Source organism: Thermoactinomyces sp. CICC 10735 (genome assembly GCF_016055175.1).
Taxonomy (GTDB): domain Bacteria; phylum Bacillota; class Bacilli; order Thermoactinomycetales; family Thermoactinomycetaceae; genus Thermoactinomyces; species Thermoactinomyces vulgaris.
Window position 1 is genome coordinate 135,998 of record NZ_JAECVT010000002.1, and the last position, 15,110, is coordinate 151,107.

The window sequence follows — 15,110 nt, forward strand, 5'->3', positions numbered from 1 at the left end:
TTCAGCGGAGTTTGGCCGGATAAACGGTATCCAGCCAATCTCCGCCGGTAATTATAACCAGCTGTCCAACGTGTTTTGGTCCAATTTTTTGATGACGGCCGTCAACAACCGGGCAGCCTGTTCAAAATCATGCCTGGACATCAATGAATTATGACTGTGTACATACCGGGTGGGGAAACCGATCACCACCGTCGGGCATCCGGTTCCGTGCAAATGGAATTTTGCCCCGTCGGTCCCGCCGCCCATCAAAGCATCCACCTGCAATGGAATTTCCAACTCTTCAGCGGTATCCATCACCAAATTTCTCAATCCGGTATGCGGGATCATGGTATAATCCATGATAAACATCAACGGGCCTTCCCCCATCGCCGCTTCCCCGGGATGTCCTTCAAAGCCCGGAATGTCATAAGCCATCCCGACATCCAACGCAAAGGCAATGTCGGGCTTCACCAATTCCGCGAGCGTTCCCGCTCCCCGCACGCCGACTTCTTCTTGCACGGTGGCTCCGCCGTAGACAACATTGGGATGCGCCTCATCTTTCAGTTGCCTCAACACCTCAAGGGCCAGCGCACAACCCGCGCGATTATCCAGCGCTTTTCCTCCCCAAATCTTTCCGTCTTGCATGGTGAAAAAATCGGATACCGGAACCACGCTGTCTCCCGGACGAATCCCCATTTCTTCGGCTTCCGCCCGGCTTTTCGCACCGATATCAATGAACATTTCCTTGATGTTCATGACTTTTTTCCGTTCTTCCGCTTTTAAGGCATGAGGCGGTTTCGAACCGATCACTCCCAAGTATTCGCCTTTGCGGGATTGAACCACCACACGGTGGGATAACATATTGTGTGCCCACCAACCGCCCAATGGTTGAAACTTTAAAAAGCCTTTCTCGGTAATGTATGTAACCATGAAACCGATTTCATCAAGATGCCCGGCAAGCAAGATTTTGGGTCCGGCGGCATCTCCCGTTTTTTTCCCGGCCAGTCCCCCGAGACGGTCGGTCAGGATCTCCTCCGACAACGGTTCCAAATGTTTTTGGAACACTTGCCTGACTCCTCTTTCATTTCCTGGAACCCCTTTGGCATTGACCAGTTCCTCCATCAAATTTTGCAAAGCGTCCATAGAATCTGTCCTCCTGCCTTTATAGCCTCTGTGATGGATCGATAAAAATGACTTATTTTTTCATTATCACATAAAATTTATAATATATGCAATAACAGAGCAAATCGCTCCGCACGCCTCCAAACGGATTTGTCAATCAACTTCTGGATGGTTCTCCATCCCGCTCGCGTTTTCATGCTTAAAAAGCCTGCAAATAAAAAAATCCGGCTCATCGGAAGGATGAAACCGGATGGGTCCAAACCAAGTGGCAACGTTTCAGAAATTCAACCGTTTGAGCAATTCTTCTTTTTCTTTTTCGAACCCTGGCTTTCCGAGCAAGGCAAACATGTTCTTTTTGTAAGCTTCCACCCCGGGTTGGTCAAACGGATTAACCCCCAACAAATACCCGCTGATTCCACACGCTTTTTCAAAGAAATACACCAGTTGTCCGAATGCATACGGACTGTGCTCGCTCACGGAGACCACCAGGTTGGGCACATGGCCGTCCGTATGGGCCAGCATGGTTCCTTCAAAAGCCTTGCGATTGACAAAATCCAGTTCTTTGCCCGCCAGGTAGTTCAGTCCGTCCAAGTCACCGGCATCTTCCGGAAGGGTGACGGATTTGCGGGATTTTTCCACAAACACCACGGTTTCGAAAATGTTGCGCAAGCCTTCCTGAATGTATTGCCCCATGGAATGCAGGTCGGTGGTGAAATTGACTGATGCCGGGAAAATTCCTTTTTGGTCTTTTCCTTCACTTTCCCCGTAGAGCTGTTTCCACCACTCGCTGAAATATTGCAAAGACGGATCATAGTTGACAAGAATCTCGGTGGTTTTTCCTTTGCGGTACAACGCATTTCGCACCAATGCATATTGGTAGCTCTCATTTTCCGCCAACTCCGGATTCCCGTACCGTTTCATCCCGGCCCGGGCTCCCGCCATCATTTCATCGATGTCGATTCCGGCCGTGGCAATCGGCAAAAGCCCGACAGCGGTCAACACCGAGTAGCGTCCGCCCACATCGTCCGGAATGACAAATGTTTCATATCCTTCTTCATCGGCCAATTTTTTCAAAGCGCCTTTTTTCCGGTCGGTGGTGGCATAAATCCGGCGACGGGCTTCTTCTTTTCCGTAGCGTTTCTCCATGTACTCACGGAAAATCCGGAAAGCAATGGCCGGTTCCGTTGTGGTTCCGGATTTGGAAATCACATTGACACTGACTTCTTTTCCTTCCAGCACCTCCAACAGATCCGCCACATAAGTGGAAGCAATGTGATGGCCCACAAAATAGATTTCCGGCACTTTTCGCCCGGTTTTCGCCAATTGGTTATGAAACGTATGGGTCAACATTTCAATCGCTGCACGCGCTCCCAAATAGGAACCGCCGATCCCGATCACCACTAGAGCGTCCGAGTCGGATTGAATTTTTTGCGCCGCCTTTTTAATCCGCTCATACTCTTCGCGGTCATATTTTTCCGGCAGTTCCAGCCAACCGAGAAAATCAGATCCGGCTCCGGTGCCCGTATGTAGCAATTCGTGCGCCATTTTGACCGCCGGAGCCATCTGATCGATTTCCTGCTCGCTGAAAAAAGCTTTGGCTTTGGTGTAATCAAACGTAATCACGTTTTTCATGTTTTTTCACCCTCATTCTCCGATTCCTGGTTTTACGGTTTTTCCATGAATAAACCAATCTTCATTTTAATGTAACCGATAAGTCATTTCAAAAAACAATCAAGGAGCATGTTCAAACGAAAGCGTTCCCATTTCTACATTTCCCCGATTTGTTCCGGTTCATTTGAAGCAAATGATGATTCCGTGTATAATCCAGAAAAAAGTCAAAGGGGATTGTTATGCACAGACGAAATCATCTGATCCTGACGCTGATCTGTCTGTCTTTTTTTCTGTTCTTCACCGGATGTGTCCAAGCCGACATTCATGTGGACATCCACCGCGACGGATCCGGAACCTACCAAGTGAAAATCCTCACCAATGATTTGATCCTCACCAATCTGGGCAATGTCAAAACCCGGCTGAAGCAGCAAGGATTTCAGCTGCGGGAGATTTCAGAAGGATCCCAAAAAGGCTTTGTGGCCGAAAAAAGGGTCCAAAGCGTGATCGAGGAACCACCATCAAAAACCTTTGAGTCTCTGCAACCGACCGGCTCTGCACCTGCATCGGGGCCAAAAGACGACGGCGGTTTAAACGTGGAACATCAATTTTTCACCTCCCAGATCATTTATCGGGATGTGATCGACTTTTCGGATGAAATGCCCCGGCAAGACCTGGCGGAATGGATTCTGGAACAAATGAATTTCCGTTTTCATCTCACCACTCCGCTTCAAGCGGACGAACATAACGCAACCTCCGTGGAAAACGGCGGAAAAACCTTGACATGGCAGATCGATCCGGCCAAGCCCAATCCTGTCTATGTTGTTTATGTCATTCCCAATCCCTATACATGGAGTGTGATTTTGCTGATCGCCATCATCGGTTTGGTCGCCGGGATCATTTGGGGGATCCGCATGCGCCGCAGCAAAAAAAGAACAGGAGATTCCACAACAGAACCTCCCGTTTCCTTCCGTTGGGACAACCGAAAGTAATCAGCCACGGGTATGGCGTCAGTCCAGCCATACCCCTTCATAAACAAATTCAGCTGGCCCCGTCATATAAACATGTTGATCTTGTTCATTCCATTCGATGAGCAATTCGCCTCCCAAAAGCTTTACCCGGGCCGTCCGGTCAAGGCGGCCGGCAAGCACCCCCGCCACGACCGTCGCACAAGCGCCGGAGCCGCAAGCCATGGTTTGCCCGACGCCCCGCTCCCACACACGCATCCATACCTCTTGCGGCGACTGGAACGTGACAAACTCGATGTTTGCTTTTTGCGGAAACATATCATGTTTTTCCAGAACGGGTCCCCACTTTTCGACCGGAAACTTGTCTAAATCCTCCACTTCAATCACCGCATGAGGATTCCCCATGGACACGGCCGAAAACCGAAATGAGACCCCGTCCGCTTCAATCGTTTGGTTCACCGCTTTTTCCCCGCTCAACCGGACGGGAATCTCCGCTGGTGCCAAAACGGGTTTCCCCATATCCACCCTCACGTTTTTCCCATCCGTCCAAACCGGTTGCACCCCCACTTTGGTTTCGATCGCAAACGTATTTTTCCGGCTTGAAATTTTTTCATAATAATATTTGGCCACACAGCGCATGGCATTGCCGCATTGTTCCGCCATCGATCCGTCCGAATTAAAGATCCGCATGGAAAGATCCGCTTGATCGGACGGATACATCACCACCAGGCCATCCGCACCGGCTCCCGTGTGTCGGTCACACATCTTCCGTGCCAACGCCGAACATTCATCAAAAGACGGCTTTTGGGTCTGGTGGATGAGAATAAAGTCGTTTCCAAGTCCGTGCATTTTCGTGAAATTCATGATGTCGTTCTTTTCTCCTTCCCATCATCGCTGTACGACGGTTTTCATCGGTTTGCGGTAAAAAACCGTGCGCAGGACATCGAACAATCCGGCCAGAATGACGGGCATCGTGGAAGTCACCGTTACAAGGATCCATTCCCTGAGACCGAGCGGGACCGTGTGGAAGACCGGCCCGAGCGGCGGATAATAAATCACACCCAGCAAGAGAACAGCCGAAGACAACACAGCCAACACCAACATGGGGTTATCCAGCGGCGTGCGTTGGAAAATCGTCCCTTGCGAACGGCAATCAAACACATATATCAACTGGGAAAGGACCAGTGTGGCAAAGGCAACCGTTTGTGCCCGCACCAGATTCTCCGGCGTTTCGACATAAGAAATCCAAAAAGCGGCCAAAGAGCAAAATCCGATAAGCAGACCGCGGGTCACAATTTTCCATCCGACGCCGCGGGCAAAAATGCTTTCCCGGCTGTCGCGCGGCGGCCGCTGCATCGCATTTTCCTCCGCCGGATCCACTCCGAGGGCCATGGCCGGCAATCCGTCCGTCACCAGATTCACCCACAAGATCTGGATCGGTACAAGCGGCAAAGGCAAACTTGCCAGCATCGCCAAAAACATGATCAAAATCTCCCCGACATTGCTTGCCAACAAATAACTGATGAATTTCCGGATATTTTCGTATATATTCCGGCCTTCTTCCACGGCCGCTACGATGGTGGCAAAATTATCATCGGCCAGGATGAGCGAAGAGGCTTCCTTGGACACATCCGTCCCCATGCCTCCCATGGCAATCCCGATATCCGCCGCTTTAATCGCCGGGGCATCATTCACTCCGTCGCCCGTCATCGCGACAACATGTCCTTTTTTCTGCAATGCTTTGACAATCCGCAATTTATGTTCGGGCGAGACCCGTGCATACACGTCCACATCATTGACAATCTTGATAAACTCTTCGTCCTTCATATTGTAAAGATCTTGTCCGGTCAGTGTCAAACCGCCGGGCCGCTTGATCTCCAGCTCAGCAGCAATGGCTTCGGCCGTCGCCTGATGATCCCCGGTAATCATGACCGTCTTGATCCCGGCCTGCCGGCTCTGCTGGATGGCTTCTTTCACGCCGGGACGGGGCGGATCCATCATGCCCGTCAGCCCGACAAAAATCAAGCGTTGTTCCATTTGCCAATCTATTGAGTCCGGGTTGGCCGGTTTGATTTCCCGATAGGCAAAGGCGAGATTCCGCAATGCTTTGGCTGCCAATTGCTCATTCATTTGCATGATTTTTTTGCGCTTGGCTTCCGTCAAAGGCACCACTTTCCCATCCGTCAGAAGATGGGTGCATTTATTCAACAGAACATCCGGCGCCCCTTTGGAAAAAAGAAAATGTTTCCCCGCCTGTTTCACCCAGACCGACATCATCTTGCGCTCGGAATCGAAAGGAAATTCTTTTACCCGTTCCCACTTTTTGTCCAAATGTTTCCGGTCAAATCCCGCTTTTTGCGCAACAACCAGCAGCGCTCCTTCCGTGGGATCGCCGTCCAATTCCCATTGACTCTTTTTGTTTAACAACCCTTTTTTACTTTTTTGGATAAATGACGCATTATTGCATAAGGCCGCAATCTCCATCAGCCTTTTCAAGGACTCCCACTTTTGGACATCCACTTTTTTCTGCTCAAACAAAATGTCCCCCCCGGGATCATAACCGTTCCCGGTCACTTGAAACAGCACCTGATCCGCCCAAATGTGGGTCACCATCATTTTGTTTTGCGTCAATGTTCCGGTTTTATCCGAGCAAATCACCGTTGCACAGCCCAAAGTTTCCACCGACGGAAGTTTGCGGACGATAGCCTGCCGTTTGATCATCCGTTGCACACCCAAGGCCAGCGCAATCGTCACAATCGCCGGCAACCCTTCAGGAATGGCGGCAACCGCCAATGAAACCCCGGCCAGGAACATCTGATACACATCATGCCCGTGAATGATTCCGGTCACAACAACCATCGCGGTCAAAATGAGGGACACAACAATCAGCACTTTTCCCAGTTGCTCCAACCGGCGCTTCAATGGAGTGTCCGTCCCTTCGGCCGTTTTGATTAAATGGGCGATTCTTCCCATCTCCGTGGCCATTCCTGTGGAAACGACAATGCCCGTTCCACTCCCCCGCACGACCATGGTCCCCATATATCCCATGTTTTTCCGGTCACCGATGGCCACATCCTGCCGCAAGAGCGCTTCGCTTTGTTTTTTAACCGGAACCGATTCTCCGGTCAGGGCTGATTCTTCAACGTATAAGCTTTCCGTATGGATCCAGCGCACATCGGCCGGGATCCGGTCCCCGCTTTCTACCGACACGATATCCCCGGGAACCAGCCGGAAAGCTTCGATTTTTTTCCACTCCCCATCCCGTTTGACTTTGGCAACCGGCGCCGATAATTTTTTCAAAGCCTGCAGGGACTTTTCCGCACGCATCTCCTGAAAAAATCCCAGTCCCGCGTTTAAGATGATAATTGCAATGATGGCGACGGCATCGGTGTATTCTCCCAGCAATCCGGAAATCAACGTCGCCGCCAATAAAACCAAAACCATGAAATCCTTGAATTGATCGACAAACAAAGCAAAAAGGGAAGATTTTTCCCCTTCCGACAACTGATTGAGTCCGGTCTGCTTAAGTCGTTCTTGCGCCTCTTTGTCATGGAGTCCAACGGATGGATTCACCTGAAAGTGAGAAGCAACATCCTCTGTCTCCCAGTCAATCCAACGTCCTTGCTCTGCCAAGATTCTTCCTCCTTTTTCCGGAACGATTACTTTCAATGTATTCAGACGAGCTGTCAAACATACCTGAACCGGACAATCGGATTTCCGTCGGAACCAAGATATTGTAAAATGGAAAAGTGTGATGACTTTTGAAACTGGAATAAAGGATGAAACCTATGTCATATGACGGATTGGTCACCCGGGCTGTGGTGAAGGAACTCAATCAGGCACTTGCCGGCGGCAGAATCACCAAAATCTATCAACCGGGTGAATTTGAATTGCTTTTGGTGATTCGCTCGCAAGGAAAAAATCATAAATGTCTGCTTTCGGCCCATCCGGCCTATCCCCGTGTCCAACTGACCCGGTCTTCTTACGAGAATCCCAAAGAACCTCCGATGTTTTGCCGTTTGGTCCGGAAACACCTGGACGGCGGAATCATAGAAAGCGTGGACCAAATCGGATTGGAACGAATCGTCCACCTCCATCTTCGCGCCAAAAATGAATTGGGGGACTTCGTTTCGCGCAAGCTGGTCGTCGAAATCATGGGCCGGCACAGCAATATTATTTTGGTGGATCCTGACACAGGCACCGTCCTTGACGGAATTCGACGGGTCAGCCATGCCATGAGCCAATACCGGCAAATCTATCCGGGGGCTTCCTACACGGAACCGCCATCGCAAAACAAGGAAAATCCGCTGGAAGTGACAAAAGAGCGGTTTATCGCCGGGTTTGATTACAACCAAGGCCGTTTGGACAAACAAATCGTCCAGCGGTTCACCGGAATCAGCCCGCTCATTGCCAAAGAAATCATTCACCGGGCCGGATTGGGCAGCCGTGACCAACTGTGGGAAGCTTTCTCCCGATTGATGGAGAAGGCCAAGAATCACGAGTATGCCCCCGCGATCATGCAAACAGGGAAAAAGACCGTATTTTCCGTGTGGCCGCTTTCCCATATGGAAGAAACCGTCTATCGCACGGATTCCATCAGCCAACTTTTGGACCATTTTTATTACGGCAAAGCCGAACGCGACCGGATCCGCCAGCAAACCTCCCAGCTGATGCGCAAGTTAAAAAACGAAGTGGATAAAAACAAGAAAAAGATCAAGATCTTGCAAAAAGAATTGAAACAAGCAGAAAAAGCGGACCATTACCGCATTCTGGGAGAATTGGTCACAGCCAACCTGCACCAAATCAAGCGGGGGGAAAAAACGGTTGAGGTGATCAATTTTTACGACCCGGATGCCCCGGCCCTGACAATTGAACTCGATCCCACCCTCAGCCCGGCGGAAAACGCGCAACGATACTTTAAAAAATACAACAAATTAAAAGCATCCCTAAAATGGAACCAAGAACAGATCGAAAAATCCCGGGCCGACATCGAATATCTTGAATCGGTCCTTACCCAAATCGAAAATGCCGGGTTAAAAGATATTGAGCAGATTCAGGAAGAATTGGCGGAAGAAGGGTGGCTGAAAAAAACTTCCCGGCAAAACAAGCCGCGTAAAAAAGAAGCTCCCGTCCCTTATGAGGCGACGGCAAGTGACGGAACCCCGATTCTGATCGGGAAGAACAACAAACAAAACGACTATTTAACCCACAAGCTGGCCGCTTCCTCCCATATCTGGCTGCACACCAAAGACATTCCCGGTTCGCATGTCGTCATTCGCGCCAGCCAGGTCCGGGACGAAACGCTCTTGGAAGCCGCCATGTTGGCCGCCTATTTCAGCAAAGCCCGGGATTCCTCCCAAGTGCCGGTCGATTACACACAGATCAAACATGTCAAAAAACCGGCCGGCGCCCGCCCCGGCTTTGTCACTTACGATCATCAACAAACGATCTATGTCACGCCGGAAAAAGAAGTGATTATGCGGCTTTTAAACAATCAAAACCTAAAATAACAGAAGAAAGGAGTCAGATTTCCTCTGACTCCTTAAATTTTGCAAAACGCAATTAATAACAGGATGCAGCCTGCCCCTTCATCATGGATCACTTTTCCGGATCAAGCCGCCTGAGCGCCCCGGTGGATTTTGGTCTTTGGTCACCTGGGCAGTTGACCGGTTTAGCAGATGATGAAATGAGAAAAATGAACACGCTCTTGCTCCATGCTTTTTCCGGGTTTTCCCCCGACCGGCTTGCAAAACAAAAAGGCCCCGCCTTGGCGAAGCCTTTGGGGCCGCGATCGTCATCGGTTTCCGCGGCTTCCCGGTTTTGTGACGGGGATCCCTTTTTTGCACAGGGGACAATCTTTGGAGTCAAAACTTTCGATCTCCACCTTCTTTAAAGCCAGGTAAGGCTGGCGAAACGGATTTTGCCCGCCGGTCCGGTCCACAATGGAACCGACGCCCACAACGTCTGCTTTTCTTTCTTCCAAGAGCCCGATCACTTCTTTGACCGATCCTCCGGTGGTCACCACGTCTTCCACCACCAATACCTTTTGGCCGGGAGCGACTTCAAAACCGCGCCGAAGTTGCATCACCCCGTCTTTTCTCTCAGCAAAAATACATGGCACATTCAGGGCGCGGGCCACCTCATGGGCGATGATGACTCCACCGAGTGCCGGCCCGGCCACCAGATCCACGGAAATGCCTGCAAATTTTTTGGCCAACGCTTGTCCCGTTTTTTCGGCATCATCCGGATGCATCAAAAGCTGTGCACATTGCATATACCGGGCGCTGTGGCGACCCGAGGACAAAAGGAAGTGTCCTTCTTTCAGCACCTCTCTTCGTTTCATCGCTTTTTCCAAGGACCAAGCCATCTGTTCCACTCCTTTTTTAACAAATCTCTTCCACCAGGGACTGAAAGGCTTTTTTCGGATCCGGCGCTTGTGTCACCGGCCGGCCGACCACCAGGTAATCGGCTCCGTTCACCACAGCTTCCCGGGGAGTGACGATTCGTTTCTGATCGTTATTTGAAAAGCCTTGGGGGCGGATGCCGGGTGTCACCGCCAAAAATCCCGGTCCGGCCGCTTGTTTGACCCACCGGGCTTCCAACCCCGAACAAATCACCCCGTCCATCCCGGCATCGCAGGCCAACGACGCCAATTTCTGCACGGACTCACGTACATTCCCCGGGATGCCGAGTTCCTGGTTTAACATCCTCTGATCCGTGCTTGTCAGCTGGGTCACCGCCAGCAATTTCAACCGGCGGGATCCACCGGCATGTTTCTCGGCAATCTCCCGCGCTTTCTCCATCATTTTTCTGCCGCCGGAAGCATGGATGGTGACAAAATCCACCCCCAACCGGCTGAGCGATTCGATCCCCTTGGCCACCGTATTGGGGATGTCGTGAAGTTTCAAATCCAAAAAAATGGTATCGCCGGCATTTTTTCGTTTCTCCACCCATTGGGGTCCCGCGGAGAAAAACAGCTGATACCCCACTTTGATCAATGGCCGTTCGCCCGGGTCCCAAAGGGAAAGCAAGCGGTCTGCCTGCTTCTCATCCGGAACATCCAACGCGAGAAAGATACGATTTTGCGGATTTTCCATGGTTCCTCCTCCTTCCTCCTTTACACCAACACTCGGGCGAAATCCGGCTTTTTGAGCGGTTCCGCATGGAATTGAATCGATTCCAAGGTTTCCAAAAGAGCTTGCACCGTATCCAACGAGGTCAAACAAGCAACGCCATGTTCCACCGCTTCCCGGCGAATCCGGAAACCGTCCCGCTCCGGCGTTCTTCCCCGCGTCCAAGTGTTTACAACCAAATCGGCTTTTCCCTGGCGGATCCAATCCAAAATGTTGGGCGATCCTTCCTTCAACTTGTTCAACCGCTTCACGGGCAAGCCGGCTTTTTCCAGAACTTCCGCCGTGCCTTGGGTGGCGACAATGTGGTAACCCAACTCATAGAAACGTTTCATCAAGGGAAGTGCTTCTTCTTTTTCTTTGTCCCCGATGGTTGCCACCACTGTGCCAAAGCGCGGCATCTGGATGCCGGCGGCCATCAGGCCTTTGTAAACCGCCCGGGCATAATCCCGGTCTTTTCCCATCACTTCCCCGGTGGATTTCATCTCCGGCCCGAGGGCGATATCCACCTTCGTCAGCTTGTCAAAGGAGAAGACCGGCACTTTCACTGAAATAAACTCACTTTCCGGCCACAATCCGGACTGATCATATCCTTGCTCCCGCAAATTGACTCCGAGCATGATTTTGGTGGCCACTTGCGCCATGGGAATTCCCGTGACTTTGCTTAAGAAGGGAACCGTTCTCGATGACCGCGGATTGACTTCCAAGGTGTACAGTTCATTTTGATACAGAACAAATTGAATGTTGATGATTCCCTTGATGTGAAGCGCTTTGGCGATTTTTTCCGTGATCCGGGCAACCTGCTCTTTTTGCTCCCCGGTCAGGGTTTGCGGGGGATAAACAGCAATCGAATCCCCGGAATGGACCCCTGCCCGTTCGATGTGTTCCATGATACCGGGAATGAGGACTCTTTCCCCGTCGCAAATCGCATCCACTTCGACCTCTTTGCCCAACAAGTAACGGTCGATCAGGACGGGATGTTCCGGATTCACTTTGACCGCTTGCTCCATGTAAGAGCGCAGTTCCATTTCGTTATGGACGATTTCCATGGCACGCCCTCCCAGCACATAGGACGGACGGACCAACACCGGATATCCCAGGATCCGGGCGGCTTTTACCGCTTCGTCCACCGAAGTGACCGCCGTTCCCGGAGGCTGTGGAATTTGGAGGTCGCTCATCAACTGTTCAAATTTTTTCCGGTCTTCCGCACGGTCAATTTCCTCCAAAGAGGTGCCCAACAACCGGATGCCTTCATCCTGCAAGTCCCTCGCCAGATTCAAAGCGGTTTGCCCGCCGAATTGCACGATCACCCCGAGCGGATTTTCTTTTTCAATGATGTTGAGAACATCTTCTTTAAAGAGAGGTTCAAAGTACAGACGGTCAGAGATATTGAAATCCGTCGAGACCGTCTCCGGATTGTTATTGATGATCACCGCTTCATAGCCGGCTTTTTGGATGGCCATGATCGCATGCACGGTCGCATAATCAAACTCGACTCCCTGACCGATCCGGATCGGCCCCGAGCCGAGGACCACAATGCTTTTTGTTTTGCTTACCGCCACTTCGTCTTCAGATTCATAAGACGAGTAATAGTACGGGGTATTTGCGGCAAATTCCGCGGCGCAGGTGTCCACCATTTTATAAACCGGGACAATGTGGTGTTGTTTCCGCAACGCGCGAACCTCTTTTTCCGTCCGGTTTGTAAGGCGGCCGATCGCCCGGTCCGTCATCCCGAATTGCTTGGCCTTTCTGAGCAACTCCGGGGCAAGGGAACCGGATGCTTGCAACTCTTTTTCCATCCGGATGATGCGTCCGATTTTATGCAGGAAAAAACGGTCGATTCGGGTGAGTTGATGGGCTTCTTCCAGACTGTGTCCGCGCCGGAACCATTCCGCCAGCAAAAACAGCCGCTCATCATCCGGTTTTTGCAGCCGTTTTCTCAACTTGTCGCCGGGAATTCCCCCGGCTCCCGGCAGGTTCAAATCATCCTGCCCGATTTCCAGCGAACGCACTGCTTTTAAAAGCGATTCTTCCAATGTCCGCCCGATGGCCATCACTTCCCCCGTTGCTTTCATCTGGGTTCCCAATTCCCGGTTTGCCGAGACAAATTTGTCAAACGGCCAGCGGGGAATTTTGCAGACCACATAATCGATGGCCGGTTCAAAACAAGCACTGGTTTGTCCGGTCACCGGATTTTTTAATTCGTCCAGTGTGTAGCCCAGTGCAATTTTGGCAGCCACCCGGGCGATCGGATATCCCGTCGCTTTGGAAGCCAGCGCACTGGAACGACTCACCCGCGGATTCACTTCAATGACATAGTATTGGAAGCTGTGCGGATCGAGTGCAAACTGGATATTGCATCCGCCACGAATATCCAGGGCGCGGATGATTTTCAACGCCGCATTCCGGAGCATCTGGTGTTCCCGGTCCGTCAAGGTCTGACTCGGGGCAAACACGATGCTGTCCCCGGTGTGTACGCCCACCGGATCAAAGTTTTCCATGTTGCACACCACGATGGCGTTATCCGCGGCATCGCGCATCACTTCATATTCAATTTCTTTGTATCCTGCGATGCTCTGTTCGATCAGGCATTGGGTGATCGGGCTGTAACGGAGCCCGTTTTCAACAATCTCTTGCAATTCTTTTTCGTCTTTGGCAATGCCCCCTCCGGTTCCGCCCAGTGTGTAAGCGGGCCGGACGATCACGGGATAGCCGGCTTCTCCGGCAAACCGGAGCGCTTCATCGACCGTGTGCACAATTGCGCTTTCCGGAACCGGCTCTCCCAGCTCTTGCATCAATGCCCGGAACGAATCGCGGTCCTCTGCACGGGTGATCGCTTGCAGATCGGTTCCCAGAAGACGGACGCCTTCCCGTTTTAGAACCCCTTGTTTGGCCAATTCCACCGCCAAGTTTAAGCCGGTTTGCCCTCCCAGGGTGGGCAAAAGACCATCCGGACGCTCTTTGCGAATCACTTGCGTGATAAATTCGGCAGTCAGCGGTTCAATATAGACGCGGTCTGCCATGTTGGTATCGGTCATGATCGTGGCCGGATTGCTGTTGACCAAAACCACTTCCAATCCTTCTTCTTTCAGCGCCTGACACGCTTGCGTCCCGGCATAGTCGAATTCCGCGGCCTGGCCGATCACAATCGGCCCCGAACCAATCACCAAAATTTTCTTCAAGGTCGAATCTTTAGGCATTGACGGTCTCTCCCTTCCGTGCAAAAGACTCCATCATCTCAAGAAAACGGTCAAACAGATAACCCGAATCAAGCGGGCCCGGTGCCGATTCCGGATGATATTGGACGGTGAACACCGGCAGGGTTTTGTGCCGGAGCCCTTCGACCGTCCCGTCGTTCAACGCAATGTGCGTGATTTCCAATCCGGTGTTTTTCACCGAGTCAGAAGTGACGGCATACCCATGATTTTGCGAAGTGATCACGGTGCGTCCGGTTGCCAGCTCCTTCACCGGATGGTTTCCGCCGCGATGCCCGAACTTCATTTTTTCCGTGTCGGCTCCGGCGGCCAACGCGACCAGCTGATGGCCCATGCAAATGCCAAACAGCGGCACTTTCCCCATCAATTGTTGGATCGTTCGGATTCCCTCCGGCACGTCCTTGGGGTTCCCGGGACCGTTGGACAACATCACCCCGTCCGGCCGGAAGCGCATGATTTCTTCGGCTGAGGTACTGTAGGGAACGGTAATCACCTCGCAGTTGCGCTTCACCAACTCCCGCACAATGTTGTGTTTGGCTCCGAAATCCATCAAAACCACCCGTTTTCCCTTGTTCGGGGAAATATGAATGCTTTTGGTGCTGACACGCGCCACTTGGTCACGCATCAACGGAAACTTCAACTGTTCATTCAATTCCTCCAAACTCTCTTCGCCGGTGGTGATGATTCCCTTCATCGTTCCGTGCATCCGGATTTTGCGGGTCAGCATCCGGGTGTCGATTCCGGAAATTCCGATCAATCCGTATTCCTTCAAAAACGTTCCCAGCGGCAATTCGTTGCGCCAGTTGCTGGCATATTCGGCATACTCGCGCACGATCAAACCGTGAGCGTAAGGGCGCAGGGATTCGTTGTCATCGCGCGAGATCCCGTAGTTGCCGATCAGCGGGTATGTCATGACCACCATTTGCCCGCAATAAGAAGGGTCGGTTAAAATCTCCTGATAACCGGTCATGCTGGTGGTGAACACCACTTCCCCCCTTTTAAACCCTTCTGCCCCGAATGATTCGCCAACCAATAACGTACCGTCTTCCAACAGCAATCTTGCTTTCACGGACGCTCCTCCTTTTCCA

At 51.6% G+C, this 15,110-nt stretch carries 10 protein-coding genes; 2 read left to right on the forward strand and 8 right to left on the reverse strand.

Going from position 1 to position 15,110, the window contains the following annotated elements; translation table 11 throughout:
- Window positions 1-51 precede the first annotated feature (51 nt).
- Both I8U23_RS03825 and I8U23_RS03830 read right to left on the reverse strand, forming a co-directional pair.
- Window positions 52-1,122, reverse strand: a complete 1,071-nt coding sequence (locus I8U23_RS03825; RefSeq protein WP_062843164.1) for a M42 family metallopeptidase — start codon at window positions 1,120-1,122, stop codon at window positions 52-54.
- A 255-nt stretch (window positions 1,123-1,377) separates the two neighbouring features.
- Window positions 1,378-2,733, reverse strand: a complete 1,356-nt coding sequence (locus I8U23_RS03830) for a glucose-6-phosphate isomerase (RefSeq protein WP_198050781.1) — start codon at window positions 2,731-2,733, stop codon at window positions 1,378-1,380.
- 218 nt (window positions 2,734-2,951) lie between these two features.
- On the opposite strand from I8U23_RS03830, the gene I8U23_RS03835 reads away from it, so the two are divergent.
- On the forward strand, window positions 2,952-3,701 hold the full coding sequence (locus I8U23_RS03835) for a DUF3153 domain-containing protein (RefSeq protein ID WP_037994915.1): 750 nt from the start codon (window positions 2,952-2,954) through the stop codon (window positions 3,699-3,701).
- Window positions 3,702-3,719: 18 nt separating this feature from the next.
- Here I8U23_RS03835 and dapF read toward each other — a convergent pair whose 3' ends face one another.
- Together dapF and I8U23_RS03845 are read right to left on the reverse strand one after the other, a co-directional pair.
- Entirely contained in the window at window positions 3,720-4,541 is an 822-nt protein-coding gene (gene dapF, locus I8U23_RS03840; protein ID WP_037994918.1) for a diaminopimelate epimerase, read from the reverse strand.
- A gap of 24 nt (window positions 4,542-4,565) precedes the next feature.
- Window positions 4,566-7,310: a calcium-translocating P-type ATPase, SERCA-type gene (locus I8U23_RS03845; RefSeq protein ID WP_232335452.1), complete on the reverse strand. Its 2,745-nt coding sequence runs from the start codon at window positions 7,308-7,310 to the stop codon at window positions 4,566-4,568.
- Between the two features lie 155 nt (window positions 7,311-7,465).
- Between I8U23_RS03845 and I8U23_RS03850 the strand changes: the two genes are divergently transcribed.
- Window positions 7,466-9,187, forward strand: a complete 1,722-nt coding sequence (locus I8U23_RS03850) for an Rqc2 family fibronectin-binding protein (RefSeq protein ID WP_037994920.1) — start codon at window positions 7,466-7,468, stop codon at window positions 9,185-9,187.
- 284 nt (window positions 9,188-9,471) lie between these two features.
- On the opposite strand, the gene pyrE is transcribed toward I8U23_RS03850, so the two are convergent.
- Genes pyrE through carA form a run of 4 tightly spaced genes read right to left on the reverse strand, consistent with a single transcriptional unit; the run spans window position 9,472 to window position 15,091 of the window.
- Window positions 9,472-10,044, reverse strand: a complete 573-nt coding sequence (gene pyrE / locus I8U23_RS03855) for an orotate phosphoribosyltransferase (protein WP_037994923.1) — start codon at window positions 10,042-10,044, stop codon at window positions 9,472-9,474.
- 16 nt (window positions 10,045-10,060) lie between these two features.
- Window positions 10,061-10,774 (reverse strand): orotidine-5'-phosphate decarboxylase, encoded by a 714-nt coding sequence (gene pyrF, locus I8U23_RS03860; protein WP_198050782.1) that lies wholly within the window; start codon window positions 10,772-10,774, stop codon window positions 10,061-10,063.
- A 20-nt stretch (window positions 10,775-10,794) separates the two neighbouring features.
- A complete protein-coding gene (gene carB / locus I8U23_RS03865; protein ID WP_049720278.1) occupies window positions 10,795-14,007 on the reverse strand; it encodes a carbamoyl-phosphate synthase large subunit in 3,213 nt (1,070 codons plus the stop codon).
- On the reverse strand, window positions 14,000-15,091 hold the full coding sequence (gene carA, locus I8U23_RS03870; RefSeq protein WP_049720279.1) for a glutamine-hydrolyzing carbamoyl-phosphate synthase small subunit: 1,092 nt from the start codon (window positions 15,089-15,091) through the stop codon (window positions 14,000-14,002). The genes carB and carA overlap by 8 nt, the downstream gene beginning before the upstream one ends.
- Between the last annotated feature and the right edge of the window lie 19 nt (window positions 15,092-15,110).